The sequence below is a fragment of the Streptomyces sp. SCA2-17 genome (genome assembly GCF_044336695.1).
Map to the genome: position 1 here is coordinate 1,041,918 of NZ_CP117521.1, position 25,693 is coordinate 1,067,610.

The 25,693-nt window shown below is 72.7% G+C and carries 20 protein-coding genes; 5 read left to right on the forward strand and 15 right to left on the reverse strand.

What is annotated here, in order from left to right; translation table 11 throughout:
• Positions 1-26: 26 nt before the first annotated feature.
• Complete coding sequence (locus PS271_RS04625) at positions 27-437, reverse strand: RidA family protein (RefSeq protein ID WP_398380315.1); 411 nt, start codon at positions 435-437, stop codon at positions 27-29.
• 842 nt (positions 438-1,279) lie between these two features.
• Between PS271_RS04625 and PS271_RS04630 the strand changes: the two genes are divergently transcribed.
• Both PS271_RS04630 and PS271_RS04635 read left to right on the forward strand, forming a co-directional pair.
• Positions 1,280-1,600, forward strand: coding sequence for a cupin domain-containing protein (locus tag PS271_RS04630; protein WP_398380316.1), 321 nt, complete (start codon positions 1,280-1,282; stop codon positions 1,598-1,600).
• A 581-nt stretch (positions 1,601-2,181) separates the two neighbouring features.
• On the forward strand, positions 2,182-2,580 hold the full coding sequence (locus PS271_RS04635; RefSeq protein ID WP_398380317.1) for a nuclear transport factor 2 family protein: 399 nt from the start codon (positions 2,182-2,184) through the stop codon (positions 2,578-2,580).
• A gap of 293 nt (positions 2,581-2,873) precedes the next feature.
• Here the strand turns inward: PS271_RS04635 and PS271_RS04640 are convergent, their stop codons facing one another.
• The 4 genes from PS271_RS04640 to PS271_RS04655 form a co-directional block, all read right to left on the reverse strand.
• Positions 2,874-3,380, reverse strand: a complete 507-nt coding sequence (locus PS271_RS04640) for a ribonuclease FAU-1 family protein (RefSeq protein WP_398380318.1) — start codon at positions 3,378-3,380, stop codon at positions 2,874-2,876.
• A 54-nt stretch (positions 3,381-3,434) separates the two neighbouring features.
• A complete protein-coding gene (locus PS271_RS04645) occupies positions 3,435-4,337 on the reverse strand; it encodes an esterase/lipase family protein (RefSeq protein WP_398380319.1) in 903 nt (300 codons plus the stop codon).
• Positions 4,338-4,512: 175 nt separating this feature from the next.
• Complete coding sequence (locus tag PS271_RS04650) at positions 4,513-5,571, reverse strand: DNA polymerase Y family protein (RefSeq protein ID WP_398380320.1); 1,059 nt, start codon at positions 5,569-5,571, stop codon at positions 4,513-4,515.
• Entirely contained in the window at positions 5,568-9,134 is a 3,567-nt protein-coding gene (locus PS271_RS04655) for a DNA polymerase III subunit alpha (RefSeq protein WP_398380322.1), read from the reverse strand. Before PS271_RS04655 ends, PS271_RS04650 begins: the two co-directional genes overlap by 4 nt.
• Positions 9,135-9,314: 180 nt before the next feature.
• Between PS271_RS04655 and PS271_RS04660 the strand changes: the two genes are divergently transcribed.
• Together PS271_RS04660 and PS271_RS04665 are read left to right on the forward strand one after the other, a co-directional pair.
• Positions 9,315-10,331, forward strand: coding sequence for a YhgE/Pip domain-containing protein (locus PS271_RS04660; RefSeq protein ID WP_398380324.1), 1,017 nt, complete (start codon positions 9,315-9,317; stop codon positions 10,329-10,331).
• Between the two features lie 742 nt (positions 10,332-11,073).
• Positions 11,074-11,919, forward strand: a complete 846-nt coding sequence (locus tag PS271_RS04665) for a terpene synthase family protein (protein ID WP_398380325.1) — start codon at positions 11,074-11,076, stop codon at positions 11,917-11,919.
• Here PS271_RS04665 and PS271_RS04670 read toward each other — a convergent pair.
• From PS271_RS04670 to PS271_RS04685, 4 genes are all read right to left on the reverse strand, one after another.
• A complete protein-coding gene (locus PS271_RS04670) occupies positions 11,899-13,605 on the reverse strand; it encodes a dipeptide ABC transporter ATP-binding protein (RefSeq protein ID WP_398380326.1) in 1,707 nt (568 codons plus the stop codon). The two genes, PS271_RS04665 and PS271_RS04670, sit on opposite strands and share 21 nt — an antisense overlap.
• Positions 13,602-14,594, reverse strand: a complete 993-nt coding sequence (locus tag PS271_RS04675) for an ABC transporter permease (protein ID WP_398380327.1) — start codon at positions 14,592-14,594, stop codon at positions 13,602-13,604. The genes PS271_RS04670 and PS271_RS04675 overlap by 4 nt, the downstream gene beginning before the upstream one ends.
• A 6-nt stretch (positions 14,595-14,600) precedes the next feature.
• On the reverse strand, positions 14,601-16,382 hold the full coding sequence (locus PS271_RS04680; RefSeq protein ID WP_398380329.1) for an ABC transporter substrate-binding protein: 1,782 nt from the start codon (positions 16,380-16,382) through the stop codon (positions 14,601-14,603).
• A gap of 155 nt (positions 16,383-16,537) precedes the next feature.
• Positions 16,538-17,545 (reverse strand): ABC transporter permease, encoded by a 1,008-nt coding sequence (locus PS271_RS04685; protein WP_398380331.1) that lies wholly within the window; start codon positions 17,543-17,545, stop codon positions 16,538-16,540.
• Between the two features lie 413 nt (positions 17,546-17,958).
• Between PS271_RS04685 and PS271_RS04690 the strand changes: the two genes are divergently transcribed.
• Positions 17,959-18,414 carry a subtilase-type protease inhibitor gene (locus PS271_RS04690; protein WP_398380333.1) on the forward strand — a complete coding sequence of 152 codons (456 nt, stop codon included), beginning with the start codon at positions 17,959-17,961 and terminating at the stop codon, positions 18,412-18,414.
• A 149-nt stretch (positions 18,415-18,563) separates the two neighbouring features.
• Here the strand turns inward: PS271_RS04690 and PS271_RS04695 are convergent, their stop codons facing one another.
• The 6 genes from PS271_RS04695 to PS271_RS04720 form a co-directional block, all read right to left on the reverse strand.
• A complete protein-coding gene (locus tag PS271_RS04695; RefSeq protein WP_398380335.1) occupies positions 18,564-19,661 on the reverse strand; it encodes a S1 family peptidase in 1,098 nt (365 codons plus the stop codon).
• A 535-nt stretch (positions 19,662-20,196) separates the two neighbouring features.
• The gene (locus tag PS271_RS04700) at positions 20,197-21,066 is read right to left on the reverse strand and encodes a slipin family protein (protein WP_398380337.1); all 870 of its coding nucleotides are present in this window, start codon (positions 21,064-21,066) and stop codon (positions 20,197-20,199) included.
• Positions 21,067-21,166: 100 nt separating this feature from the next.
• Positions 21,167-22,093: a S1 family peptidase gene (locus tag PS271_RS04705; RefSeq protein WP_398380339.1), complete on the reverse strand. Its 927-nt coding sequence runs from the start codon at positions 22,091-22,093 to the stop codon at positions 21,167-21,169.
• Between the two features lie 182 nt (positions 22,094-22,275).
• Entirely contained in the window at positions 22,276-23,076 is an 801-nt protein-coding gene (locus PS271_RS04710) for a DUF1684 domain-containing protein (RefSeq protein WP_398380341.1), read from the reverse strand.
• 5 nt (positions 23,077-23,081) lie between these two features.
• Complete coding sequence (locus PS271_RS04715) at positions 23,082-24,383, reverse strand: NtaA/DmoA family FMN-dependent monooxygenase (protein WP_398380343.1); 1,302 nt, start codon at positions 24,381-24,383, stop codon at positions 23,082-23,084.
• Positions 24,380-25,306: an LLM class flavin-dependent oxidoreductase gene (locus PS271_RS04720; RefSeq protein ID WP_398380345.1), complete on the reverse strand. Its 927-nt coding sequence runs from the start codon at positions 25,304-25,306 to the stop codon at positions 24,380-24,382. The genes PS271_RS04715 and PS271_RS04720 overlap by 4 nt, the downstream gene beginning before the upstream one ends.
• Positions 25,307-25,693: the final 387 nt, after the last annotated feature.

Below are 25,693 nucleotides of genomic sequence, written 5' to 3' on the forward strand. Positions count from 1 at the left end.
CGCCGCACAGTCCTTAGCCCCTCACTTCACCGGACGAGGCCGATGGCTTCAATCTCGATCATCCACTCGGGGTCGGCGAGTGAGGAGACCTCTACGAACGACTCCGCGAGGTGGGGCTCGTTGGGGAAATGTTCCGTGCGCAGCTTGGCGAAGTTGTCCTGCCGTGCAATGTCGGTGACGAACACGGTCGCTTTGATCACGTCGGCGAGGCTGGAGCCCGCGTTCGTCAATACCGTCGACAGGTTCGCGAGCGCCTGGCGGGCCTGCGCCTCGAAGTCCCCAGCGCCGACCGTGGCCCCCTGGGCGTCGATCGGGGCCTGGCCTGAGGTGAAGACCAGATTCCCGACGCGGATGCCGAGCGATATACCGGCCGACTCGTACCAGTCGGGCTCCGCGGAGACGCGTACACGCTCAGCGGCGGATGGTGTAACGGACACAGTGCTGACGCTCCTTCAAAACTGCTTGTGTGTAGCCAAGTGGCGGCAATCGCCAGCTCGATGGCGATCCATACAGGACAACCACGGAATGCCGTGATCCATTCCCGAGGACCCGTGGGGTCGCTTCTGGGCCAGGTCGAGGCGGCTGACAAGCGGAGTGAGGCTGGGGTTAGAGAGGCGCGGACGGCCGGAAGAGTCTGGTGAAGTGGGGCGGCTGACGCTCCCAGCCCACTTGTACGCCGCGTACGGCCGCAGAGTCGGGTGACTTCTGTCCTGGGAAGGTCACCGAGGCTCGTGAGGCGCCGGACTGCCGGGTGGGGCTGGTGAGGCGCACCGACTGCACTCCCAGCGCACTTCTACGCCGCGCAGCCCCGCCCCGCCGGTGGTTTTCCGCGCCGAGAGGACACCAACCCCCACCATCCCGCACCCGGCCGCTCAGCCACGACGGCGACAAGGTGAGTGGAACGCCCACGACGGGCCCAGCCACATCGCGGCAGCAGCCCGCTCCCCCTCAGCCCAGACCTATACGCAAGGTCTCCTCACGCACGTGCCATCCGTGGCGGCAGGAGTACGGCGCCCAACCACCCACCGGGCGTCGGACACCCGACGTGCACAAGCCCCCACTCCTCCCCCTGCTGCCAGCCTGTTCTGACCCGCACCCAACCCACGGATCTGAACCCGCCCCGTCCCCCCTCCGGCCGGGCCCGGCTGATCCGGGATCGCACGGTTCGGAGAGCACGTCACCATCCTCACCACCCCCGTCCGGAGACGTTCCGCCTGCCCCCAGATCCTTTACCCGACGGTCGACCAACCGTCCCCGCAGGTCACCTAGCGTCTGCTCCATGACAGTGATCAATCTGAACGACACCGTCGCAGCCCTCCCCGAAGCGTGGCGCTCCCGCGTGCTGGGGCGCGTCGGGCCGGTCTGTCTCAAGGTGCTGCGCATGAATGAGCTGCCCGTGGACGAGGAGAGCCACGACGCCCCGGAGGCACTGCTCGTCCTCGATGGGCGGCTCGGGCTCGATGTCGGCGGCGAGGTGGTGAACGTCGGGCCGGGTGAGCTCTGCGTCGTGCCCGCGGGGGTGCGGCACGCGGTGCGGCCCGGGAGCCGCGGCACGCTCGTTGTCGTCGAGCTGGAGGAGGACGGCCACGGCGCGGCTTGACCGCAACGGGTCTTGTCCGTGAGGGCGGACGGGTGTTCGCTGGATCGGGGAACACCCCGATCCCCGCGTCGAAGGAGGCGGTTGACCATGGCTGCTCACGAGCCTGTCGCGGCGCCCGGTGCTGATTGCACCTGTGGTCCGGGATGCAGTTGCGGATGCCAGAACGGTGGCTCCTGCCAGTGCGGCGGGTGACGTCCGCCGCTTGAGGAACACACAGGAACACAAAGGAACACAAGTGGCACAAGGGCCGGTCGGCCGAGCGGCCGGCCCTTTCCGGCTGTCCTGTCTCACTCAATCGAGTCGCTTTCTCAGCGAACCGAGTCGTTCGGCCTTCTGTCTCAGCGAACCTAGGCGCGCGGTTGAGTGCGCTGGGGTCCGTGTCCCGTCTTCGGTGTTCTGGTCCGTGACCAGAGCTGTGTCCTGCGGCGACCGGATCGACTGAGACGCCGGGCGGCCGGGAATTTCGGGTGAACTGGTTCTCGGCGCTTGGACGTTGGAGGTGTCTCCAGTGATCTGGTCCGGCGTCGTGCGTCGGTTGCTCGGGTTACGGTGGACGGTGGCCTGATGGGGAGAGGACGGCGATGGCGAACACAGCACAGGCAACGACTGCGCCCGAATGGGTCCTGAAGTTCATGGGTGCCATCGACACACTGGACTTCGGGGAGGGCTTCTCGCCGCTGACCGAGGACACCGACATGTTCTTCGGCACCGAACACATCCACGGCGTCGAGGCCATCAAGGCGTTCTTCGTCAAGATCGACGAGCCGCTGATCATCGCTCATGAGGTCCTGGAGTTCTGGACCGCGTGCGACGGCGTCCGCCTGCTGCGCGGAGAGGCGACCATGGCCAAGAAGAGTGAACCGGAGCGCGTGGTGCGCGCTCCATTCATGCACATTTTCTACCTCGCCGACGAGGAGCCTGTCCGCGTTCGTGAACTGCGCATCACCGCGGGCCCTCTGCAGACCGACGCGGTGATGTAGCAACCTCCCGGCGCTGGGACTGGCCGCCGCCGACAGGCCCGTGCCTGGTCGCCTCGCGGACCCGGCGCGCCACTTCACCTGAGACCGCAGGTGAAGTGGACCAGTTCGCCTGCCTACGGGGTCCAGGTCTTTCGAGACGGGACAGCCCGCTCCGATCCGGAAACTGACGTCTGTCTCAACGAACCGAGTCCACGCGTCTCACTCAATCCAGTCCACGCAGGTCCGCGGCATGCGGACGACTAACTTCGTTGAGACAGGACACCGGCGCCGCCGGGCGGTACGCCGCAACCCCGCTAGCCCAGCAGCCCCGTCAGCCCGCCGCCGCACGCCAGCGCCTCCAGCTCGTCCAGGGCCGCGCAGGCCTTCGCCGCCGCTCCGGGGTCGCGCCCGGCCAGGCCGCTCTCCTCGAACTCGTCCTCGTCCAGGCGGAGCACCGTGGCCCCGTCGGCGGAGACCCACAGGTCGAGGTCCAGGTCGGTGGAGACGACGGCGCCCGGAGTGATCTCGGCGGGCCGGGTGATGTCGCAGTACCAGCCCTTCAGGACGCCGTCGGCGCCGCGCACCTCCTTGACGGCGAACCAGCGGTCGCGCCAGTAGTGCTCGGTGAAGACGTCGCCGCGCTCGAAGCGGACGAAGCCGAAGTCCCGGTCCGACGGGGCCGCCCACGGGGCGCGGACGACGGCGTGGGTGCCGTCGTCGCGCACCACCACCGCGGGGTAGCCGATGCCGGACCGGGATTCCTTGACCAGCGTGACGGTCACGTCACTGCCGGGCTCCAGTGTGAAACTCGTGGTGCTCATGGGAGATGAGGCTGCCCCACGACGGGCCGTGGAGCCACTGGATTTCCGCCGGGTTCAGCCGGTCACCATCGCGGCGCACGTCGACGGCGTCGCGTGGGCCGGGTCGAGGGCGTTGGCGGCTTCGTGGAAGGCGACGCGGTCGATGGTGCCGATGGCGACGTGCTCGGAGATGTCGACCGCGCACAGGTCCTGGAGGACGACGTTGCGGACGTTCGGGCCGGTCAGGAAGCCGTTGCGGTAAGGCGTGGCCACCTCGTCGTACTTGGTGACGATCACGGTGTAGCGGACGCCGGGCACGGTGTCGCCGCCCTCGTCGAGGCGCTTCATGAAGGGCGAGCCGATGACCTGGTCGGTCAGGCCGGGGGCGTTGGCCGCGATGACGTCGCGCGCGCCCGGGACGACGTCGAGCAGCTTGGTCAGGCCGGACAGCGTCGTGCCGTGGTTGCTGGGGGCGAAGCCGACGAGCGCGTTGACCTTGTCCGCGCCGCCCAGGAACTTCAGGTAGTACCGCGGCATCATGCCGCCCTGGGAGTGCCCGACCAGGTCGACCTTGGAGGTGCCGGTCGCCTTCAGGACCTTGTCGACGTACGTGGAGAGCTGTTCGGCCGACTTGTCGATCGGGCCGAGGCCGTGGAAGACCGGTACGCCCGGCAGCTGCCCGTAGTCGAGGGAGAAGACGCAGTAGCCGCGTCCCACCAAATAGGGCGCGAAGGCCGCCCAGTTGTCCCAGGAGTTGCCGAGGGTGCCGTGCACGAGGACGACGGGGCGCGGGTGGGCGGCCGACGGCTTGCAGGAGTAGTCGTTCCAGCCGCTGTTGACGGCCTTGCCGGCGACAGCGGCCGGGCGGGAATCGTGAGACGAAGCGGCCGCTGCCCCGGGGGCGGTGAGGGCGGCGGCGGAGAGGGCGAGGGCCAGTGCGGGGAGCAGGGTGCGCAGGGGTCTCCAGGGCAGCTTCATATGAACACCTCGCTGGTGGGGGGTGGTCACCGACGGTGGGCACACGGGTGGCCCGGAACCGCGGTTTGCTGAAAGGGCGTTAACTTACGTGCCAGTAAGGATGCGTGGCGCACCTTGATCGGTCAAGGAATCCGTCACGCGTTCTTTATGTGGAAGACATCGCTCCGTAACGGATTCAGGCCACGGCACGCCTGCTCAGCGCCGCCGCCGGGCCCACCGCCCCCGGCCCGAAGCGGGCCCGCGCCCGGTCCACGGCCGCCTCGACCCGGCGCGCCTTCTCGTCGGCGGGGTCGAACGACAGCTGGTGCGCGGCGGATCCGGCGTCGCCGAGGCCCTCCGCGCGCAGCGCCACGGCCCGGACCCGGGCGCGCTGCAACCCGAGCGCGTCGTGCAGCGCGTACGCGGTCGCGGTCAGCTCGGGGGTGTGCGCGGTCGGTTCGGCGAAGGTGCGGGAGCGGGTGGTCGCCGAGCCGTCCGCGTAGCGCACGGTGAGGGTCAGACCGCGCGCGACCTGGCCGCTCTCCCGCAGCCGGCCGCCCAGCCCGTCGGCGAGCGCCAGCAGCGCGCGGCGGCGCCGGTCGGCGTCCAGCTCGTCCCGCTCGAAGCGGTGCTCCGCGGCCATCGAACGGGCCCGCGCCCCCGGGGTGACGGGGGTCGGGTCGATGCCGCGCGCCCGCTCGTACAGCTGCCGGCCCGCCACGGGCCCCAGGATCCGCTGGAGCGCGGGCAGCGGCGCGGCGGCGATCCGGCCGACGGTGCCGAGCCCGTACGTGGCCAGGGTGCGGGCGGTGGCCGGGCCCACGCCGTACAGGGCGGCGGCCGGCTTGCCCATGAGGAACGCGGACACGGCGGCCGGGTCCCCGGGGAGCGTGCGCACCGCGCCGGGCGGGCCGTCCTGCGCGGCCATCCGGGCCAGCATCGGATTGCCCGCGATGCCGACCGTGCAGTCGGCCCCGTACCGGGCGAGCGCCCGTACCCGTACGAGCGCGGCGAGCCCGGCCGGGTCCTGCCCGAAGTAGCGGGTGGCGCCGCGGACTTCCACGAGCGCCGCGTCGGGAGGGACGGCCTGCACGACGGGGCTGACCTCGGCCAGCAGGCCGAGCAGTCCGTCGTAGGTCTCCTCGCCCAGGGGTGCGCCCGCCCCGGCGTGGAAGTGGACGTAGAGCACGGTGGGCGCGCCGGCCGGACCGGGCGGTGGGTCCGGCACCGCGGCGAGCCGCGCCCGGGCGCTCATCCCGCGCTCCCGGGACTCGCGTGCCACAGCTTGCGGCCCGTGGCCGCACCCTCGCCCGCGGGTTGCAGATCCGCCCACGGGTGCATGGCGTAGCCGGTGGGGAGGTGGATGCGGCGGCCCGGGCTCCCGGCCGGGTCCGGCCCCGCGGTCCCGGCCGCGGAAGCCGCCGCGGTCGCCGGAGCTGCTGCCGGGGCCGCCAGCACCGAAGCCACTGCCTCCAGCCCGCCCTCCGCACGGAGCCTCGTCAGCTGCGCGAGGTCCCACGCCGCCGCGCCCACCACGCTCAGGCTGCGCGGCCCGCGGCGCTGGACGACGCCGCGGACGAGCAGCAGCCAGGAGTGGAAAACGGTGTGCGCGCAGGCGGGGTGGCTGTCGTCGAAGAAGGCGCAGTCGACCAGGCCCGTACCGTCGTCGAGGGTGGTGAAGATGACGCGGCGGCCGGAGCGGACGGGCGGGGTCTGGGTGGCGGCCTTGGCGCCCGCGACCAGGACGGTCTCGCCATGGCGCGCGTCGCGCAGCCGGCGGGCGGGGACGACGCCCAGCTCGGTGAGGAACGCCCGGTGGTCCGACATCAGGTGCCGGGAGGTGTCCATGCCGAGCACGCCGAGCTCGGCGCCGAGCCGCTCCTCCGCGTCGAGGTCGGGCAGGCCGATGGGCTCGGCCCGCACGCTGTCGATCAGGGTGGGCTGGTCCACGCCTCCGCGCCCGTGCCCGCGGCGGCCGTGCCCGTAGCGGCCCTGCCCGTGGTGCAGTTCGGCGATGTGCAGGAGCAGGTCGCGGCGGTTGCCGCCGAAGGCGTCCAGCGCGCCGACCCGGGCGAGGCGTTCGGCGACGGGCCGGGCCGGACGGGCGCGCTGCCACAGGTCGGGGAGGGAGGTGTACGGGCGGCCCTCCGCGATGCGTGCGGCTTCGGCCCCGGTGATGCCCTGGACGTCGGAGAGGGCCATGCGGAGCCCCCATACGGCGCCGGCCCCGCCAGCATCACCGGACACCAGTTCGATCGAATAGGCCGTGCCCGACCGGTTCACGTCCAGCGGCAGGATCGGCACGCCGCGCCGCCGCGCGTCCGCGAGCAGCAGCCGCTTGGGGTACATCCCCGGGTCGTGGGTGAGCAGCCCCGCGTAGAAGGCCGCCGGGTGATGGGCCTTCAGCCACGCCGACTGGTAGGTCGGCACGGCGAACGCGACGGCGTGCGCCTTGCAGAAGCCGTAGCTGCCGAACGCCTCCACGATCTCCCAGGTGCGGCGCACGGACTCGGGCGAGCGACCGAGCTTCGCCGCCTCCCGCCCGAACCACGTGCGCACCCGCCCCACCAGCTGCGGGTCGGACAGCGCGCGGCGCGTCTCGTCCGCGAAGCTCCGGTCGCAGCCGGTCATGATGCGCAGGATCTCGATGATCTGCTCGTGGAAGACGACCACGCCGTAGGTCTCGCGCAGGGCGGGTTCGAGGTCCGGGTGCGGGTAGCGCACGGGCGCGCGCCCGTGCCGGGCCTCGATGAAGGGCCGCACCATGTCGGCCGCGACCGGGCCCGGCCGGAAGAGGGAGATGTCCACCACGAGGTCGTGGAAGGTCGTGGGCTGCAGCCGGCCGACGAGGTCGCGCTGGCCCGGCGACTCGATCTGGAAGCAGCCGAGGGTCTCGGTCGACCGGATCAGCTCGTACGTACGGGGGTCACCCGGCGGCACGTGCGCGGGGTCGTCGAGGTCGAGGCGGCGCCCGGTGGCCCGCTCGATCTCGGCCGCCGCGTGCGCCATCGCGGACTGCATCCGCACGCCCAGCACGTCGAGCTTGAGCAGCCCGAGCTCCTCCACGTCGTCCTTGTCGAACTGCGCCATGGGGAAGCCCTCGCCGCTGGTCGGCACGACGGGCGTGCGGGCACGCAGGCTCGCGTCCGACAGCAGCACGCCGCACGGGTGCATGGCGACGCCGCGCGGCAGCCCGTCCAGCGCCTCGACCAGCTCCCACAGCCGGCCGTGGTCCTCCGCGGCCACCCCGCGCAGCTCGGGCAGCTCGGCCAGCGCCGCGCGGGCGTCGCGGGCGCGGATGTGCGGGAACGCCTTGGCGAGCCGGTCCACCTCGGCCGGGTCCTTGCCGAGGGCCGCGCCCACGTCCCGGATCGCGTGCCGGACCCGGTAGGTCTCGGGCATGGCGACGGTCGCGACGCGGTCCGCGCCGAAGCGGTCGAAGATCGCGCGGTAGACGTCCAGGCGGCGCGCGGACTCCACGTCGATGTCGATGTCGGGCAGCGCCTTGCGGTGGACCGACAGGAAGCGCTCCATCAGCAGGCCGTGCTCGACGGGGTCGGCGTGGGCGATGCCGAGCAGGTGGTTGACCAGGGAGCCTGCGCCGGAGCCACGGGCCGAGACCCGTACGCCGAGGGCGCGGGTGTCGTCCACGACCTGGGCGACGGTGAGGAAGTACGAGGCGAGGCCCTTCCCGGCGATGATCGCCAGCTCCTCCTCCAGCCGCTCCCGGTAGCGGCGCTTCCGGTCGTAGCCGCGCAGCACCATGCCCGCCGTGCAGCGGGAGCGCAGCACGCGGTCGGCGGTGCGGTGACCGGCACCGACCAGGTGCGCCTCGGGGAAGTGGACGTGGCCGAGCCTCAGGTCCTCCTCGGGGCCGACCCGGCAGGCGGCGGCGGTCTCCTCGGTCGTGGCGAGCAGCCGGCGGGCCGCGCCCTTGCCGAGCCCCGCGGCCTCCGTGATCCGCTCGGCGAGGGCGGCCATGGAAGCCGGCCCCTTGAGCCAGCGCTCGCCGGTGTCGAGGGACTCCGGCTTGCGGGGGTCGACCGGGACCAGCCGGCGGGCCGCGTCGAGGACGTCGGCGACGGGCCCCTGGCCGGGGTCGGCGTAGCGCACGGCATTGGTGAGGACGGCGGGGACGCCCTGGTCGGCGGCGAAGCCGGCGGTACGGGCGGCGAGCCGCAGCGAGCCGGGACCGGTGCCGGTCCGGCCGTGGCAGACGACCTCCAGCCGCAGGGCGTCACCGAACATTTCCCGCCAGGGCGCGAGCAGCCGGGCGGCCCGGTCGGGGCGGCCGGCGGCGAGGGCGCGACCGGGCTCGGAGCCGGGGCCGAGGAGGACGTGGAGGGGGGCGCGGATGCCGGGGGCGGCGGCCGCAAGGTCTTCACGGGTGAGCTCGGGAGGGGTGGAAGCGGCATTCGCATGGGCCGCGGAGACCAGTCCGCACAGGGCGGCCCAGCCGCGCGCGCCGTCCCGGGCGAGGAAGACCGCGCGGGGCGCGGACTCGTCGACGAAGGCGCCGCCGCGTACGGGGGTACGGGGGCGGGGGCCGGGATGGGCGGACGGCCGCGGGGGCTGCGGGGGGCGCGGCGGCTCGTCCCGCACGGCCAGGTCCACGCCGAACACCGGGCGCACCCCGGCCCCGGCGCACGCCGTGGCGAACCGGATCGCTCCGGCGAGGGTGTCGCGGTCGGTGAGGGCGACGGCGTCCATGCCGCGCTCGGCGGCACGCTCGGCCAGCTGTTCGGGGTGCGTGGCCCCGTACCGCGTCGAGAAGCCGGACGCGGTGTGCAGGTGCGTGAACGTGTTCAGCCCGGTCATCGCACCTCCTGCCGTTCCTGTCACCCCCTGGCTGAAAACCGCCCTCTCCATCCACCATAAACCACACTCTCGAACATTCGTACGAACATATGTGTGAGTGCGAGCCCGGGTCGCGGGCTTCGATCACCCGGACGGCCCGCACCGCCTGCGCCGGCCCTCCGCACCCCGCAGGCTCGGGGCATGCCCACATTCGTCCAGGAACTGCGGAGCGCGGTGACGGGCCGGGCCGCGGTCCTGGTGATCGGCACCCTGGTGCTCCAGCTCGCCTTCATCGCCTCGTACGTGGGCGCCTTCCACAGCCCCCGGCCGCGGGACGTCGCGCTCGGCGTCGTCGCCCCGCGGCAGATCGGCGGGCAGCTGGTGCAGCGGCTGGGCGGGCTGCCGGGCGGCCCCCTGGACCCGCGCACGGTGGACGGCGGCGAGGCCGCGGCCACCCGGGAGATCCGCAACCGCGACCTCGACGCGGCGCTGATCGTCGACCCCCGCGGCAACACCGACACCCTGCTGGTCGCAAGCGGTGCGGGCGCCTCCCTCGCCCAGGCCACCGAGGCGGTGCTCACCCGCGCGGAGGCGGCGGAGGGGCGCACGGTGCGGGTCAAGGACGTCGCGCCCGCCGCGGCCGGCGACGCTCGCGGCCTGACCGCGTTCTACCTGGCGGTCGGCTGGTGCGTGGGCGGCTACCTGTGCGCCGCGATCCTCGCCATCAGCGCGGGCGCCCGGCCCGCCAACTCCCACCGCGCCGTCATCCGGCTCGGTGCCCTCGCCCTCTACGCGGCCGCGGCCGGCCTGCTCGGCGCCGTCATCGCGGGCCCCGTCCTGGACGCGCTGCCCGGCAGCATCCTCGGACTGTGGGGCCTGGGAGCGCTGGTGGTCTTCGCCGTCGGAGCGACGACGCTCGCCCTCCAGGGCCTCGCGGGCGTCGTCGGCATCGGCCTGGCCATCGCGATCGTGGTCGTCCTGGGCAACCCGAGCGCGGGCGGCGCCTACCCGTACCCCCTCCTGCCCCCCTTCTGGAACGCCCTCGGCCCCGCCCTCCCCCCGGGCGCCGCCACCTGGTCCGCCCGCTCCCTCGCCTACTTCAGCGGCAACGGCCTGGCCCCGTCCCTGCTGGTACTGGCGGCTTGGGCGGTGGCGGGGGTGGTGGTGACGATGGCGTGCTCGGTGCTCAAACGACAGGAAAAGAACCCCGAAGAGTGAACACCCCTTCGCAGGGCGGCAGTTGATCCCGGTTCGCGACTAATGTGCTCTGCGGCGCCCCTGAACGGGCGCCCCCCTTCCAGGAGGAGCCGACAGTCGTCGGGTTCGCGGAGGGCCCGGACGACCGGGTTCCTCCGGAGCGGCCACCGGGCATGGCCGCAGTAGGAAAGGGGGGCGCCCGCATGACGGGACGCCACCGGAAGACGCCTCTGTGGGAACGGGTCGCTGCGGTGATCCGTGAACTGTGGAGGTGGATGTGCCGGAAGTGACCGGAGGCTCGAAGTAGAAGCCTCCGGCCGGAACATCGTTTCCGGTTTGGCCCTCGCCGCGGATTCGCCCATCCGTGGTGGGGGCCTCTCTTGATACGTCCCGGTCGCGGATATGCCCACCCGACGACCGCACCTCGGCCGTATGCCTGGCCGACCGGGGCAAATATCAGCCTAGCGTCTCCCCGCCACATCCGGGCTGCCATTCAGCCGCACCGGTGACACAAGCCGAGCAGAGCGCCCACGACAGTCATCCTGTTCTACCCCGCACCCCACCCACGGATCCCAGCCACGGTCCCGCCCCAGCGAATGGCACCCCGGCGCGCGAGCCGGGTCCGCGCGCCTCGTGGTGCACTGATGAGCCGTTGGTGAAACGGGGCAGGGCCATGGATCCGGTGCGGGGGCGGGGTGGACGCTGTGACGTCAGCACCTCGCGTGCGCCTCCGTCGTCCACCCCCTCCTCCTCGAGGAACGCCGTGTCCCGGATCAGCCCGCACCTCGACGAAGCCGCCGCGTTCACCGACCGCTGGGTGCGGCGGACCGGGCTGATCCAGTCCTTCTCCGCCCAGCGGCGCTTCCGCAGGGCGGGCTGCGCGGAGTTCGCGGCGCGGGTGGCGCCGGAGGCCGAGTGCGGGCGGTTGCAGCGGGTCTCGGCCTGGCTGGTGTGGTTCCACGCCCTCGACGACCGGTTCCACCACCGGGAGGAGGAGAGCCCGTACGGGTACGACGCGCTGCCCGACTTCCTGCCGCCGGACGGCGGGCGCACGCCGCCGCCGCGGACCGCCCTCCAGCGGGCGCTCGCCGACGTCTGGCGGATGACCGCGCCCGCGATGTCGCCCGCGTGGCGCGCCCGGGTCACCGCGCGCTTCCGGGAGTGCGCCGCCGGGCGGCGGCCCTGGGACGGGCTCGCGCCCGGGATCGTGCCCGACCTCGTCGAATACGCCTGCCGAAACGAATTACCCGCCGCCGTACGGGAGCTGGCGCCCCATCAGGAAGCGGTCGCGGCCGCGGTCTCGGTGCTCACCCAGGGCGGTGCCGCCCGGGAGGCGCTCCGGGGCGCGCTGGACCGTCTCGAAGACGAGGCCCCCGCGTCCTCCTCCGCGGCCGTCGCCGCCTGGAGCCGCGCGCTCTCCCTCTGGGCCGACGGCCACCTGGCGTGGGCCCTGCGCGAGGGTCCGGCCGGGGAGACCCGGCCGCTGCTCCTCGCCGACGACGTCACCGGTGTCCCGGTGGACCTGCTGCGCCCCCGGCGTCCCGCGCCACCGCCCGTCCCCTCCACGAGCGGCGGCGCGGGCACCGCCCTACATCGTGGCCGCGAGTAGCTCCCGCGTGTAGGGGGCCTTCGGATCGTCGAAGACTTCGTCCCGCGGACCGCTCTCGACCACGCTCCCGGCCCGCATCACCGCCACCCGGTCGCAGAAGTGCCGGACGACGGCGAGGTCGTGCGAGACGAACAGCAGCGACAGGCCCAGTTCGGCGCGGAGGTCCATGAGCAGGTTGAGCACCTGGGCCTGCACGGACACGTCCAGCGCCGACACGGGCTCGTCCGCGATGACCAGGCGCGGGCGGAGGGCGAGCGCGCGGGCTATGCCGATGCGCTGGCGCTGGCCGCCGGAGAACTCGTGCGGGTAGCGGTGCAGATGGGCTGCTTGCAGGCCCACCTGCTCCAGCAGCTCGGCCGCCCGCGCGCGGCGCTCCCCCTTGTCCAGGCCGGTGTGCACCCGCAGCGGGGTGGTCACGATCTCCTCGACCGTACGGCGCGGGTTGAGTGACGCGTACGGGTCCTGGAAGACCAGCTGTACGTCGCGGCTGAGCGCGCGCCGCAGGCGCGTGTCGCCCGCGGCGCGGGAGATGTCCCGGCCGTCGAACCGCACGTCCCCCGACGTGGGCCGCTGCAGCCCCGCGAGGACCCTCGCCGTGGTGGACTTCCCGGACCCGGACTCCCCCACGAGCCCGAGCGTCTCTCCGGCGCCGATCCGCAGACTCACGCCCCGTACGGCGTGCACGGCACCCCGCCCCCGCCGGAGGAGCCCGCGGCGGCCCCCGAACTCCACGTGGAGGTCGACGACCTCGGCGAGGGGATGGACGGGGGTGGGTCCGCCGCCGCGGGGTGCCTGTGCCTCCGCGAAGGCGGCCCGTACAGCCGGGGCCTGTCCGGCACCGCCGGATTCCACCGTCGGCAAGCGCGTCCCCGGCACCGTGTTCAGCGTCGGTGCCGCGCTGATCAGGGCGCGCGTGTACGGGTGGGCCGCGTCGGTCAGGAGCTTGCGGGTGGGGCCCAGCTCCAGGCCCCGCCCGCCCCGCATGACGAGCATGCGGTCGCACGTCCCGGCCACGACGCCCACGTCGTGCGTGACGAGCAGCACCGCCGTACCGCTCTCCTCCCGCAGCTCCGCGAGCAGTTCGAGGATCTGCCGCTGCACGCGCGCGTCCAGCGCGGTCGTCGGTTCGTCGGCTATCACCACGTCCGGGCTGTTCACGAGCGCCATCGCGATCATCACCCGCTGCCGCATGCCGCCCGAGAACTGGTGCGGGTAGTCGCGGGCACGGGCGGCCGGGATGCCGACGCGTTCCAGCATCGCGAGGGCCTTCTCCTTCGCTTCGGCCCGCCGCCCCGCCCCCGCCGGGGCGTGGACACGATAGGCCTCCGCCACCTGCGCGCCCACCGTGTGGAAGGGCGAGAGCGCGGCCAGCGCGTCCTGGAAGACCATGCCGATCCGGGAGCCGCGCAGCGCGCGCACCGCGGACTCGGGCGCGCCCACCACCTCCGTTCCCCCGGCCAGCACGCTCCCGCTCACCCGCGTACGGGCCGGGTCGTGGAGCCCCATCGCGGCCAGCCCGACGGTGGACTTGCCCGAGCCGGACTCCCCCACGAGGCCGAGCACTTCACCGCGCGCCAGCTCGAACGAAAGGCCGTCGACGGCCGTGGTCTCCGTACCGTCCCGCCCCTTGAAGGCGACCGTCAGATCCCTTACGGACAGGGCTGCGGACAAAGCCGACGCCGTCATGCGAGCCTCACCCTCGGGTCGAGCCGGGCCACCACCACGTCGGCGAGGGCCACGAACACCACGACGAAGAACGCGGCGAGCAGCACCGTGCCGACGACCGTGGGCAGGTCGTTCTGGACGACGGAGTCGACGGCGAGCTTGCCGACGCCACCGAGCCCGAAGACGGTCTCGGTGATGAACGCGCCGCCGAAGAGCGCCCCGGCCTCCAGCCCGAGCAGCTGGACGAGGGGCCCGGCGGCGCCGCGCGCCGTGTACTTCACGTGGGCCCGCAGCGCGGTGAGCCCCTTGCCGCGGGCCGTCCGCACGTACCCCTCGTGCATGGTCTCCAGCGTCTGGGAGCGCGCGAGGCGGGCGAAGACGGCGGCGTTGACGAAGCCGAGGACGAGCCAGGGAAGGAGCAGCCCGGCGGCCCACGGGCCCGGCCCGCCGGCGAGGGGTGCGTAGCCGGGCAGCGGTAGGAGGCCGGTCTTGTAGACGAGCAGGTACTGCACGGCGTAGCCGAGGAAGTAGATCTGCACGCTCGCGCCGACCAGGGTGAAGCCGGACAGCAGCCGGTCGGTGGCCGTGCCGCGGCGCAGCGCGGCGGCGAAGCCCGCGCCGATGCCGAGGACGACGATCACGACGAGTGCGCCGCCCGCCAGCGACAGGGTGACGGGGAAACGGTCGCCGATGGCGTCGAGGACCGGCTGGTGGAGGGTGTAGGAGTAGCCGAGGCAGGGGGCGGTGCAGTCGATGGGGCTGCCGTCGACGTCGCTGATGGTGCGGCCGGCGACGAGGCCGCGCAGGTAGTCGAGGTACTGGCCGCCGAGCGGCTGGTCGAGGCCCATGCTGTGGCGGACGGCCTCGACCTGTGCGGTGTCGCACTTGGGGCCGCAGGCGATGAGGGCGGGGTCGGAGGGGGCGGCGTAGAAGAGGCCGAAGGCGGCGGCGGTGATCGCGAGGAGCACCGCCGCGGCCTGGAGGGCCCGCCGCAGGAGGTAGCCGGTCATGGAGTCTTACGACCTCTTCAGGTACAGGTCGGCGGCCGCGATGGAGCCGTAGATCGGATGGATCGCGGCGCCGCCGACGTTCGCGCCCCGGAACTGCGTGACGCCGGCGTAGAGGAACGGCACGACCGGGACGTCCTTCATGACGTTCTCCTCCAGGGCCATGAGCGCGTCGGCCTTCTGCTGGGCGTCGCCGATGCCGGCGATGCGCTCCAGCTCCTTGTCGACCGCGGGGTTGGCGTAGCGGACGGGGTTGGCGAGGGCGTCGAGCTTGCTGTGGTAGCTGTCGGGCAGGAGCGTGGACGGGGTGGGCCAGTCGACGGAGTTGGTGGACAGCCAGAGGTCGTAGGGGGCCGGGCCGCGGAAGACCTCGTTGGTGAACGCGGCCTTCTCCAGGGGCTTGGTGACAAGCTTGATGCCGGCCTTGGCGAAGGCGTCGGCGAGGACCTGGGCGAGCCGGTCCTTCTCGGGGGCGTCGCTCTCGTACGCGTACGTGAGCGTGTCGACCTTCGTCTTGGCCCTGGCCAGGTGTTCCTTGGCCTTCTCGATGTCGCCGGCGGGTGCTACGGGGTAGAGGTCGTACTTCTTCCAGCCGACGACGGCGGGCGAGGAGAGCGTGGTGGCGAAGTCGCCCAGGCGCGGGCCGCCGAGGACCTGGCGGGCCTGCTCGCGCGGGAAGAGGTAGTGGATGGCCTTGCGGACCTCGGGGTCGGTGACGCGGCTGTTCTTGATGTAGAGGTCGCTGGTGTACGCGCCCCGGCTGCCCGCGACGAGGAGCTCCTTCTGCCGCGGGTCGCGCCGGGCCTCGGCGTAGAGCTCCGGCGGGACCTCGCTCTTGGTGGAGAGGGTGGCCGGGCCGTCGCCGCGCCCGTTGAGGACTTCCTGCGCGGTGTTGAGGATCTTCTTGCCGAAGGTGAACTCGAAGCGGTCGGCGTACTGGTGGCGGATGGGGTCGGTCTCCGGCTTCCAGTGCGGGTTGCGCTCCAGGGTCAGGCTCTGGTTCTGCTTGTGCGCGGCGATCCGGTACGGACCGGTGGCGAAGGGCCGGGTGTCGTAGGCGGTGCCGGTGTCCTTGTCCTTGCGGACGGGGGACGAGGAGGACTGGGCGGCCATGTAGGGCACGTCGGACTGCGGCTGCGGGAAGTGGAAGACGATCGTCTTGGCGTCGGGCGTCTCGATGGCGCCGAGGTCGCCGTGTTCGGGCCCGGCGTACTTCTTCACGGCGGCGGTGCGGTCCTCGGAGCCGGTGAGCCACTCGGGCCAGTAGGTGGGGCCGAGTTCGAAGCCGGGGGCGAAGGTGCGCTCGATGCCGTACTTGACGTGCTCGGAGGTGATGGGCTCGCCGTCCTCCCAGGCGATGCCGTCCTTGAGCTGGTACGTCCAGGTGCGGCCGCCGTCGGTGGACTTCCCGGTGTCGGTGGCGAGGTCGCCCACGAGCTTGGGCTTGCCGGCGACGATCTGATACTGGGTCAGCTGGCGGCCCCACAGCAGGGAGGTGCTGTACGACTCGCCCGCGTAGATCTTCTGCGGGTCGAGGTGGGAGTAGTCGTCGGCGTTGGCGATGCGGATCGTGCCGCCGCTCCGGGCGCCCTCGACGGCGGGGGCCGGGCCCCGGCTGTCCGCGGCGGTACCGAGAGTGGCGGTGAGCCGCTGCCCGCTCTTGGCGGCGTCCGCGTCCTTCCCCTGCTCCCCGCTGCCCGCCTCTGCGCCGGCCGAGCAGGAGCAGAGCAGCATGACGGCGGCGGTGAGAAGTGCCGGGACGGCTGCGGTGCGCGGGCGGATGCGGGGCATGGTGAACTCCGAGTTGAGGAAGGGAAAGAGGGTGCGTCCCGCAAGGGAGGCAGCGCGCCCCGCAGGGGCGCGGGGCTGTATCAATCTGCGGCTCCGCCGCGTGGGCGCGACCAGCCGAAACCGACCCGCAGCCGACAACGCTCCGGGCGGAAATCTCAGCGCACGATCCGAGGATCGAGCGCATCCCGGACCGCGTCGCCGAGCAGGTTGAACGCGAGGACGAAGACGAGGATCGCCACGCCCGGGAAGACCATGTACGTCGGGTCGTCGTAGAAGACCTCGGAGCCGCGGGAGATCATGCGGCCCCAGTCGGGGACCGGCTCGTTGATGCCGACGCCGAGGAAGGACAGCGCGGCCTCGGCGGTGACGATGCCGGGGACGGCGAGCGTGATGTGCACGAGCACGGGCGCCCACACGTTGGGCAGCAGCTCGCGCAGCACGACGTGCCGGCGGCTCGCCCCGACGGCCCGCACCGCCTCGACGAACTCCTGCTCGCGCAGGGCCCGTACGGAGGTGCGCAGGACCATCGCGAGCGGCACCCAGCCGAAGGCCGAGAACACCAGGATGAGCGAGGTGAACTGCATCCATGCGGGCTCGTTCTCACCCGGCCCGACGAAGCGGGTCCGGATCACCGGGCTGAGCGCGAGGAGAAGCAGAAGTGTCGGAAAACCGAGCAGTGCATTGCATACGAAAGTGAAGGCCCGGTCGGCGAGCCCGCTGAGGTAGCCGACGGTCACGCCGAGGACGACGCCCGTCACGGCGATCACCGCGACGGAGGCGAAGGCCACCAGAAGCGACGTGCGCATGCCGTACACGAGCTGGGCGAACACGTCGCGGCCGAGGCCGGGTTCGATGCCGAACCAGTGGTCGGCGGAGATGCCGCCGTTGGGCAGGACCGGAAGGCCCTCGGCGCTCAGCAGACCGGGGGTCTGCTGCCCGTAGTGGGAGGTGGGGTCCTTCCCGTAGAGGGCCGTGACCAGGGGCGCGGCGGCCGCGAGCAGCGCGCAGAACACGACGACGGCGAGCGCGGCCATGCCCGTGCGGTCGCGGCGGAATGCGCGGCAGGCGGTGGCGAAGGGGCCGCGGGAGGGGGTGGCGGAGGGCCCCTGGGAGGGCGCTTCGAGGGTGCCCCGAGGGGCTCTCCCTGAGTGCTCTTCGGCCATTTGCTGCCGCGCTCCTGTATCGCTCCGGCCGCCGCTCGGTCACGCGGCGGGCCTCTTTTCGGCCGGTGTGCGGGGATCGCCCGATCCGGCGTGCAGATCATTAGATCCAACGAAATGAGCGGCTGCAATCCATCTTTTTAAAGGCGAGTTGGATAATTCTTCATTGATTACAAGGAATCCTTGCTGGTCAACATCCCCGTAACATTAAATCCCCGCAATTGCCCTGAAGCGGACGCCGGGCGGGGTCGGACCCTCTCCCTCAAGGCCCGTATGAGACGTGCCTCACACGAGATCCGGCCACTACGGAGGGTTTTCAACCAGCGACTGAAAGTGTTCGTTCGATGTGCGTTCATGCCCAACTTGGGTAAGACTTCCGTCCGTTATCTGCAGCCACGAGCAAGGGAGTGTTCGGAATGCGGTACATCACTGGGGGCATCGCGATGGGCGCCGCGCTCGCACTGGGCGGCGGCCTCCTGGCCGCCGGAACGACGACCGCGAGCGCAGCACCCGCACCTGTCCCCGCGGCGCAGGCGCAGAGCCTGTACGCCGCCTCCGCCCTGGTCCTGACCGTCGGTCACGGAGCGAACTCCACCGAGGCCTCGGTCGACCGCGCGGTGACGCTGACCTGCTTCCCCAAGGCGACCGGCTCGCACCCGGACGCGAAGGGCGCCTGCGCCGCGCTGAAGGCGGCCGACGGTGACTTCAAGAAGGCCACCACCATCAAGTCCGGCACGGCCTGCACCAAGGAGTGGAACCCGAGCGTCGTGACCGCCGACGGCGTCTGGGAGGGCCAGCGGGTCCACTTCGAGCGCACCTTCGCGAACCCGTGCGAGGCGAAGGCGGGCAAGGGCACGCTCTTCGAGTTCTGAAACCCCCCGCGGACCGGCTGAACGACTGAACGACTGAACGCAGAGACCGGTTGAGCGTGGAACGGCCCCCGGACACCGTGGAGGTGTGTCCGGGGGCCGCGTCCTGGGTGTCCTCGGCTTCGCTTTCGGCTTCGGCTTCGGCTTCGGTCTTACGGGATGGTCGCGCCGTACGCCGCGAGGATCTCCTGGACCGGCTGGTAGTACGTCCTCGGCTCCGGGAGCGGCATCGTGCAGCTCCCGGAGCCGCCGGACAGCACGCCCAGCGCCGTCGTCCCGGCGAAGAGGGGTCCGCCGCTGTCACCGGACTCCGCGCAGGCGCTGGTCTCGATGAGCCCGGTGACCTGGCCCTCCTTGTAGTTGACCGTGGCGTTGAGGGCGGTGACCGTGCCGCTCCTCAGCCCCGTCGAGGAGCCGCTGCGGCTGATGGCCTGGCCGACGGTCGCGGCGCCGGCGCCGGTGATGGGCTTCAGGCCCGGGTTCACGGCGCTCGGGTGGTCGACGGCACCGGTGGCGGGGTACGCGGCGATGGCGTAGTCCTTGACGGGGAACGTGGCGGCCTCGGTCCTCGCGATCACCGGGCCGCCGTTCGAGGCGCGCCAGTCGGGTTCGACCTTGCCGCAGTGCCCGGCCGTCACGAAGGCGTCGGGCTTGCCGGGCCGCTTCACGTTGAAGCCGAGCGAGCAGCGGTACTGCGAGCCCCAGATGCCGTCGCCGCCGGCGATGAACCGGGTGAGCTTCGTGGCGGACCGCTTGACCACGACCGCGCTGCCCAGCGAGCGGGCGGTGTCCTTGATCCGCGCGAGGTCCGCCGCCGTGACCGTGGGGTCGGCGGTCAGGACCACCTTGTTGAGCCGCGGGTCGGCCGCCCAGGCGGTGCCGGGGGTGGTGATGCGGGAGTCCAGCGCCGCGTGGGCGGAGTCGAGCTCGGCCTTCGAGTGCTCCACGACGCGGGGCGCGGCGCCTGCCGCGCGGACGATGCCGGCGGCGTCGCTGTCGGTGACGTCGACGACGAGCCGGCCGAGAGTGGAATCGTAGTACGAACCCGCGACAGCGCCGCCCAGTGCGGCGACGAGCGTCCTGGTGAGGGAGGCGTCCGAAGCGTTCGAAGCGGCGGACGGTGCGCGGGCCGGAGCGGCGGGCGAGCCGGGCGAGGCGTCGGCCTGCTGTGGACTGAGGGTCACCGCCGCGAGGGCGGCGGTCGACGCGGCGGCGAGGGCGACGCGCGCGGGAATCCATCTACGCTTCAACTCGGCACCTCCGGTGGGGGGTTGGGCCACGGAGAGGTGATTCGCCGGGCCCGGAGGACATACGACACGGGCTCGCCGACGGCTTTACAGAGGGCGCGTCCATGCCAAGTTGGCTTGTTGAGTATCCCGGACCCGGGGAGGGCGCGCACAAGGCGGAATTCCTTTGGCGCGTGCGATACGCAGCACGCCCCGCGCACGCGCTACGCGCGACCGCCCCGCGGTTTACCCCACGGGGCTAGACCGTTGGGATGACGGAGCGCGACGCCTCGCGGCACGGACCGGCGGTACCGGTCAGCCCGGCACCGCCGGACTACGTCGTTCGGGGTTGCTCACCGCGGCGGCGGGAGCAAGGGCCCGCGCCCGCCGCCGCATGCCTGGCCACGCCCCTCACCCGGCCCGGGCGCCGGGCCCCCTCATCCCCGCCGCAACGGCGAGACGCCCCACGGCGCAGCCCGGCGGTGCCGGACCGACCGGCACCGCCGGAAGGGCTCTCCGTGGAGCGGGGCTCAAGGGACGTAGCCCGCCCGGGCAGGGGTCACAGCTCCGGGGCCGGAGGGAGCTCCTCCGGAGGAGGAGGTGGAGGCGCCGGCTTCTCCACCTCCTCCTTCTCCGCACGCCGCGGCGGATCCGGCGGCACGAGCCCCTGCTGAGCCGACCGCTCCAGGAAGCGCAGAAGCTCCACCGGGAACGGCAGGACCAGCGTGGAGTTCTTCTCCGCCGCCACCGCCACCACCGTCTGGAGCAGTCGCAGCTGCAACGCCGACGGCTGGTCGGCCATCGTCGCCGCCGCCTCGGCCAGCTTCTTCGACGCCAGCAGCTCCGCGTCCGCGTTGATCACCCGCGCCCGCCGCTCGCGCTCCGCCTCGGCCTGCCGGGACATGGACCGCTTCATCGTCTCCGGCAGCGAGACGTCCTTGATCTCCACGCGGTCGATCTGCACGCCCCAGCCGATGGCGGGGCTGTCGAGCATGAGCTCCAGGCCCTGGTTCAGCTTCTCCCGGTTGGAGAGCAGGTCGTCGAGGTCGCTCTTGCCGATGATCGAGCGCAGGGACGTCTGGGCCATCTGCGACACCGCGAAGCGGTAGTCCTCCACGGCGATCACTGCTTCGGCGGGGTTCACGACCTTGAAGTAGACGACGGCGTCGACCCGCACGGTGACGTTGTCGCGGGTGATGCCCTCCTGCGCGGGGACGGGCATCGTCACGATCTGCATGTTCACCTTGCGCAGCCGGTCGACGCCCGGGATGACCAGGGTGAACCCCGGCGGGCGGACGTCGGGCATGAGCCGCCCGAGCCGCAGCACCACGCCGCGCTCGTACTGCTTGACCACGCGGGCCGCCGCCATGACGTAGACCGCCCCGGCGGACGCCACGCCCACGGCTGCCACCACCAGATCCTCGACCATGGGAGGCCCCCTGCCGTACATCTCAGGTGTTATGTCCACGGTATGCCCGTATCGGGCACAGGGTCGAGTCCCCGGCAGGGGCAGCCTGGGCGCGCCGTGCTCAGCCGATGGTCACGCCGTACGCCTTCAGGGCCGGTCCGACGGGCTGGAAGAACGTCGTCCCGCCGGAGCTGCAGTTCCCGCTGCCGCCGGAGGTGAGGCCGAGCGCGGTGGATCCGGCGAACAGGGCGCCGCCGCTGTCGCCGGGTTCGGCGCACACATTGGTCTTGATCAGACCGCGGACGACCTGCCCGTTGCCGTAGTTGACGGTGGCGTTGAGGCCGGTGACCTTGCCGCCGTGCACGCCGGTCGTGGAGCCGCTGCGCTGGACGGCCTGGCCGACGCTCGCGTTGCCCGCGGCGGTGATCTTCTGGGTGCGGCCGTTGTAGAGGTTGACCTCGCTGGGGTGCGCGAGGGAGCCGTTGGTGTACTGCACGATGCCGTAGTCGTTGCCCGGGAAGCTGGTCCCGGTGGTGGGGCCGATGCTGGTGGTGTGCCCGGAGTTGGTGTAGTAGGGCGGCTTGCCCTCGGTGCAGTGGCCCGCGGTGAGGAAGTAGGCGGTGTTGCCCTTGCGCACGTTGAAGCCGAGGGAGCAGCGCCAGCTCGGGGCGTAGATCGCGTCGCCCCCGCCGAGGTAGGGGCGGAGGACGCCGGTGGTCCGCTCGACGCGTATCGCGTCGGCGGCGGGGCCGGCCTGCTGCTTGATTCTGGCAAGGGCGGCGTCGGGGACGGTGGAGTCGGCGGTGACGACGAGGGTGCCGCTGCCCTGGTCGACGGCCCAGGCGGTGCCGGCGACGTCCGCGGACTGCACGGCGCTGGCGGCGGAGGCGAGCAGGGCGGCCGATCCGGCGGAGCCGGCTGATCCGGCGGCGGGCTCGGCGTGGGCGGCGGTGCCGAGGAGCGCCGCCGCGGCGGCGAGGGTGGAGGCGAGGGCGACGCGGGTCGCGGTGCGGGTGCGCGGGCGGGGGGTGGTGCGCTTGATCCTCACGTGGTTCCTCCCGAGTGGGGTCGGTAGGTGAGGCGCAGCCAGGACGTACGGGCACGCGGGATTCCGTTTTCGCCGTGCCCCTGACAAGCGCTTCTCGGGAGTATTCGGGCCGCGCAACGCCCCTCGCAAGAGCCGCTTTCGGACGGGCCCTCGCGCGGGGCGAAGCGTACGACGTGGGGGAACTAGCCCCGCAAGACGTCTCGTTCGCCTGCCGGTACGGCGATCGCGAGGGTGTTCCCCGGCGGCGGGAACGGGCAGATGAAGTGGTCGGCGAAGGCGCACGGCGGGAGCAAGGCCCGGTTGAAGTCGAGCGTCACCCGGCCGTCGACGCCCGGCGCCGGCGCGCGCAGGAAGCGGAAGCGGTAGCTCGACGTACCGCTCGTCGCGTCGGCGAACACCGCCCACAGCGTCCCGTCCACCTCCAGCGCGGCTTGCAGCGTGTGTTCGGCCCCGGCGACCGTGAACGCCAGCTCACCGTCCAGGCCCAGCCCCCGTTCCCGCCCGTCCGCGTTCGGGACGCTCACCCGCCGGCTGCTGCCGTACGGGCGGAAGACGCCGTCCCGCACCCACTCCTCGTCGTGGCCGAAGACGTCGATGCCGGCGAACTCCCGGCGCCCGGCCGAGCCGGGGTCGAAGACGCGCACCGCCCACAGCCCCTCCCGCCGTATCACCACGAGCTTCCGCCCCCCGTACGAGAGCCGGGCCCCGGCCGCGGGCCCCTTGTCGGGGCGGAGCCGGACCACGCCGTCCAGCGGCCGCCCGTCGAGGGTGAGTCCGTCGACGGCCGCGGCGGTCAGCCGTACCGCTTCCTCTTCCTCCGCCCACCGCCCGGGAATGGCGGGAATTCGCCCCTCGGTGGCGTCGGCGAGCCAGTGCGTCCCCGTCAGGGCGAGGGGTCCGTACGGTGCCGAGACCGTCTCCGTGCGCTCTTCGCGCCACGCGTTCCACTGCTGTCGTGCGTCGCGCGCCGTGTCCGTGCTCATGACCGTCAACCTTTCCATACGGGCACCGGCAACCCGAGGTGCTCGCGGAGCGTCGCGCCCGTGTATTCCGTACGGAACGCGCCACGCTCCTGCAACAGCGGCACGACGCGGTCGGCGAAGTCGTCCAGCCCGCCCGGAACGAGGTGCGGGACGAGGACGAAGCCGTCGGCGGCCCCGGCGGTGACGTACTCGTCCAGCTGTGCGGCGACCGAGGCGGGGGTCCCGATGAAGGACTGCCGCCCGGTCACCTCGATCACCGTCTGCCGGAGGGACAGACCCTTGGCCTCGGCAACGGCCCGCCACCGCGCGGCGACGGCGAGGGAGCCGGCGACGGCGGGGTCCGGGTCGACGGCGGGCAGCGGCCCGTCGGGGTCGTAGCCGGACAGGTCCCGGCCCCACACCCGCTCCACGGCGAACAGCGCCTTCTGCGGCGAGACCTGCTGCTTACGGATCTCGGCGGCGTTCTCCTGCGCCTCGGCGCCGGTGTCCCCGAGGACGAACGTCACGCCGCCCTGCATGACCTTCAGCTCTTCGGGCCGCCGCCCGTACGCGGCGAGCCGCCCTCTGACGTCGGCACAGAAGGCCTGCCCGGCCTCAAGCGACCCGTGACCGGCGAGGATCACGTCGGCGGCGGAGGCCGCGGACTCCCGTTCCTCACCGGAGCCCCCGGCCTGTATGACGACCGGGTGCCCTTGCGGGCTGCGGGCCACGTCGAACGTGCCGGAGACCGAGAAGTGGCGCCCGTGGTGGGCGAAGGGCCGCGGCACTCCCCCGGGCGTCCACGAGCCCCACAGGTCACGCGCGGTGGCGACGAATTCGGCGGCCCGGGCGTGGCAGTCCGACCGGTCGAGGCCGCCGCCGCGCCGGAAGTTCGCGCCGATGAAGCCGGTGCAAGCGTCATCGGAGGAGCTGATCACGTTCCAGGCGGCCCGCCCGCCGCTGAGGTGGTCCAGGGAGGCCAGCCGGCGGGCCAGTTCGTACGGCTCGTGGAACGTGGTGCCGACGGCCGCGGCCAGGCCTATCCGTTCGGTGACGGCGGCCAGGGCACTGAGCGCGGTGACCGGCTCGGGGCGGCCGACGGCATCCAGGTCGTGGATCCGGCCCTTGTGCTCGCGCAGCCGCGGCCCTTCGGAAAGGAGGAAGAAGTCGAAGAGGCCGCGTTCGGCGGTGGCGGCGAGGTGCCGGAAGGACGCGAAGCCGGTCCGGCTGCCGGCCCGGGGGTCCGCCCACACGGTGGCGTCGTCGGCACCGGGGAAGTGCACAGCGAGGTGCATCTGCTTGCGCTGCCGCGCCCTGCCGGTGGTCATGCGGTCCTCCCTACCGTGGCTGCGGCGGCATAGCGGTTGGCGGGGCGCGGCAGGCACAGGTGCTCGCGGAGCGTGCCGCCGGGATAGAAGGAGCGGAGCAGGCCCCGGTGCTGGAGGACGGGCACGGTCCCGTCGACCAGCAGCGCGAGGTCCCGGTCGGGGTCCCGGGGCCGGAAGTGGAAGCCGTCGACGACGCCGTCCGCCCACCAGGAGCCGGCCAGGTCGGCGAGGGCGACGGCGTCGGCGGCCGCGTACAGCGCCACGGGCAGCGAGGCGAGGAAGACGACGCGGCCGGGGTCGCGGCCCAGCGCGCGCAGCCGGGCGTGCAGGTCGTCGCGGGCGGCGCGGACCGCGCCGGGCGCGGGCGTGGGGCCGGTGCGGAGGTAGACGACGTCGGCGTGGCGGGCGGCGGCCTCGCGCGGCGGCAGGCGGGTGGCGTCGACAGCGGTCACCGGCCGGCCCTGCGGGGGCCGGGGTTCCCAGCTGTCCCAGCGCCGGGCGGCGACGTCGGCGACCGCGGCGGCCTCGCGCCACAGGGCGTCGGCGGGCGCCGGGGCGCGGCGGCCGAAGTGGCGGGCCTCGGCCTCGGTGGCGGACACCTCGGCGGTCCACCCGGCGCGGCCGTTGCTCACCTGGTCGAGGGTGGAGACGGCGTCGGCGACGTGGAACGGCTCGGTGTGGGTGGTGGTGACGGTGGGCACGAGGCCGATCCGCCGGGTGGCGGGGGCGACGCGGGCGAGGACGGCGAGGGCGTCGAGGCGGCTCTCGCCGCGCCGGGGCGGGCCGAGGGTGTCGCCGAGGGTGACGAAGTCCAGCCTGCCGCGTTCGGCGAGGCGCGCGGCGCGGACGTAGGGCCCGGCGTCCCGGACGCCGGGGCGGTCGATGCTCACGGCCAGGTGCAACGGCCGGATGGGTGCGGGCATGGGCTTCCCTGGGGGTGTGGGGGCCATGGTGGCGCTGGGGCCCGGTGCGAGGGGAGAGAAAGGAGGGAGGGGAGAGAAAAGAAGAGAGGTGGCGGGACGCCGCCGGTCACGCGAAAGGCTCCGTGGATACGGGATCGAACACGGGTGGTGCCTTCACGTCGGACACATCGAACACCTTGGATGCGGCGACCGCTTCAGGGCGCGGCGCATCCGGCCGCGCCCCTCAGCACGGCCGAACTCCGAGGCTATTCCGGTGCCTTGGCCAACTGTCAAGCTTGTCCACTGACAGGTCCACATGATGGACAAGTCGTCTCAGGACAGTTGACGGGGATACGGATGGCTGTTCCACTTGGCCCATGCACTCAGGGCAACGGCTCGTCACCCGGC

Bases quoted from the DNA above. Each gene is read 5' to 3' on its own strand.
- PS271_RS04715 (WP_398380343.1), bottom strand. From the start codon at position 24,383: ATGACCACCGGCAGGGCGCGGCAGCGCAAGCAGATGCACCTCGCTGTG.
- PS271_RS04630 (WP_398380316.1), top strand. From the start codon at position 1,280: ATGACAGTGATCAATCTGAACGACACCGTCGCAGCCCTCCCCGAAGCG.
- PS271_RS04675 (WP_398380327.1), bottom strand. From the start codon at position 14,594: ATGACCGGCTACCTCCTGCGGCGGGCCCTCCAGGCCGCGGCGGTGCTC.
- PS271_RS04650 (WP_398380320.1), bottom strand. From the start codon at position 5,571: ATGAGCGCCCGGGCGCGGCTCGCCGCGGTGCCGGACCCACCGCCCGGT.
- PS271_RS04720 (WP_398380345.1), bottom strand. From the start codon at position 25,306: ATGCCCGCACCCATCCGGCCGTTGCACCTGGCCGTGAGCATCGACCGC.
- PS271_RS04645 (WP_398380319.1), bottom strand. From the start codon at position 4,337: ATGAAGCTGCCCTGGAGACCCCTGCGCACCCTGCTCCCCGCACTGGCC.
- PS271_RS04640 (WP_398380318.1), bottom strand. From the start codon at position 3,380: ATGAGCACCACGAGTTTCACACTGGAGCCCGGCAGTGACGTGACCGTC.
- PS271_RS04635 (WP_398380317.1), top strand. From the start codon at position 2,182: ATGGCGAACACAGCACAGGCAACGACTGCGCCCGAATGGGTCCTGAAG.
- PS271_RS04660 (WP_398380324.1), top strand. From the start codon at position 9,315: ATGCCCACATTCGTCCAGGAACTGCGGAGCGCGGTGACGGGCCGGGCC.
- PS271_RS04680 (WP_398380329.1), bottom strand. From the start codon at position 16,382: ATGCCCCGCATCCGCCCGCGCACCGCAGCCGTCCCGGCACTTCTCACC.
- PS271_RS04690 (WP_398380333.1), top strand. From the start codon at position 17,959: ATGCGGTACATCACTGGGGGCATCGCGATGGGCGCCGCGCTCGCACTG.
- PS271_RS04685 (WP_398380331.1), bottom strand. From the start codon at position 17,545: ATGGCCGAAGAGCACTCAGGGAGAGCCCCTCGGGGCACCCTCGAAGCG.
- PS271_RS04700 (WP_398380337.1), bottom strand. From the start codon at position 21,066: ATGGTCGAGGATCTGGTGGTGGCAGCCGTGGGCGTGGCGTCCGCCGGG.
- PS271_RS04655 (WP_398380322.1), bottom strand. From the start codon at position 9,134: ATGACCGGGCTGAACACGTTCACGCACCTGCACACCGCGTCCGGCTTC.
- PS271_RS04710 (WP_398380341.1), bottom strand. From the start codon at position 23,076: ATGAGCACGGACACGGCGCGCGACGCACGACAGCAGTGGAACGCGTGG.
- PS271_RS04670 (WP_398380326.1), bottom strand. From the start codon at position 13,605: ATGACGGCGTCGGCTTTGTCCGCAGCCCTGTCCGTAAGGGATCTGACG.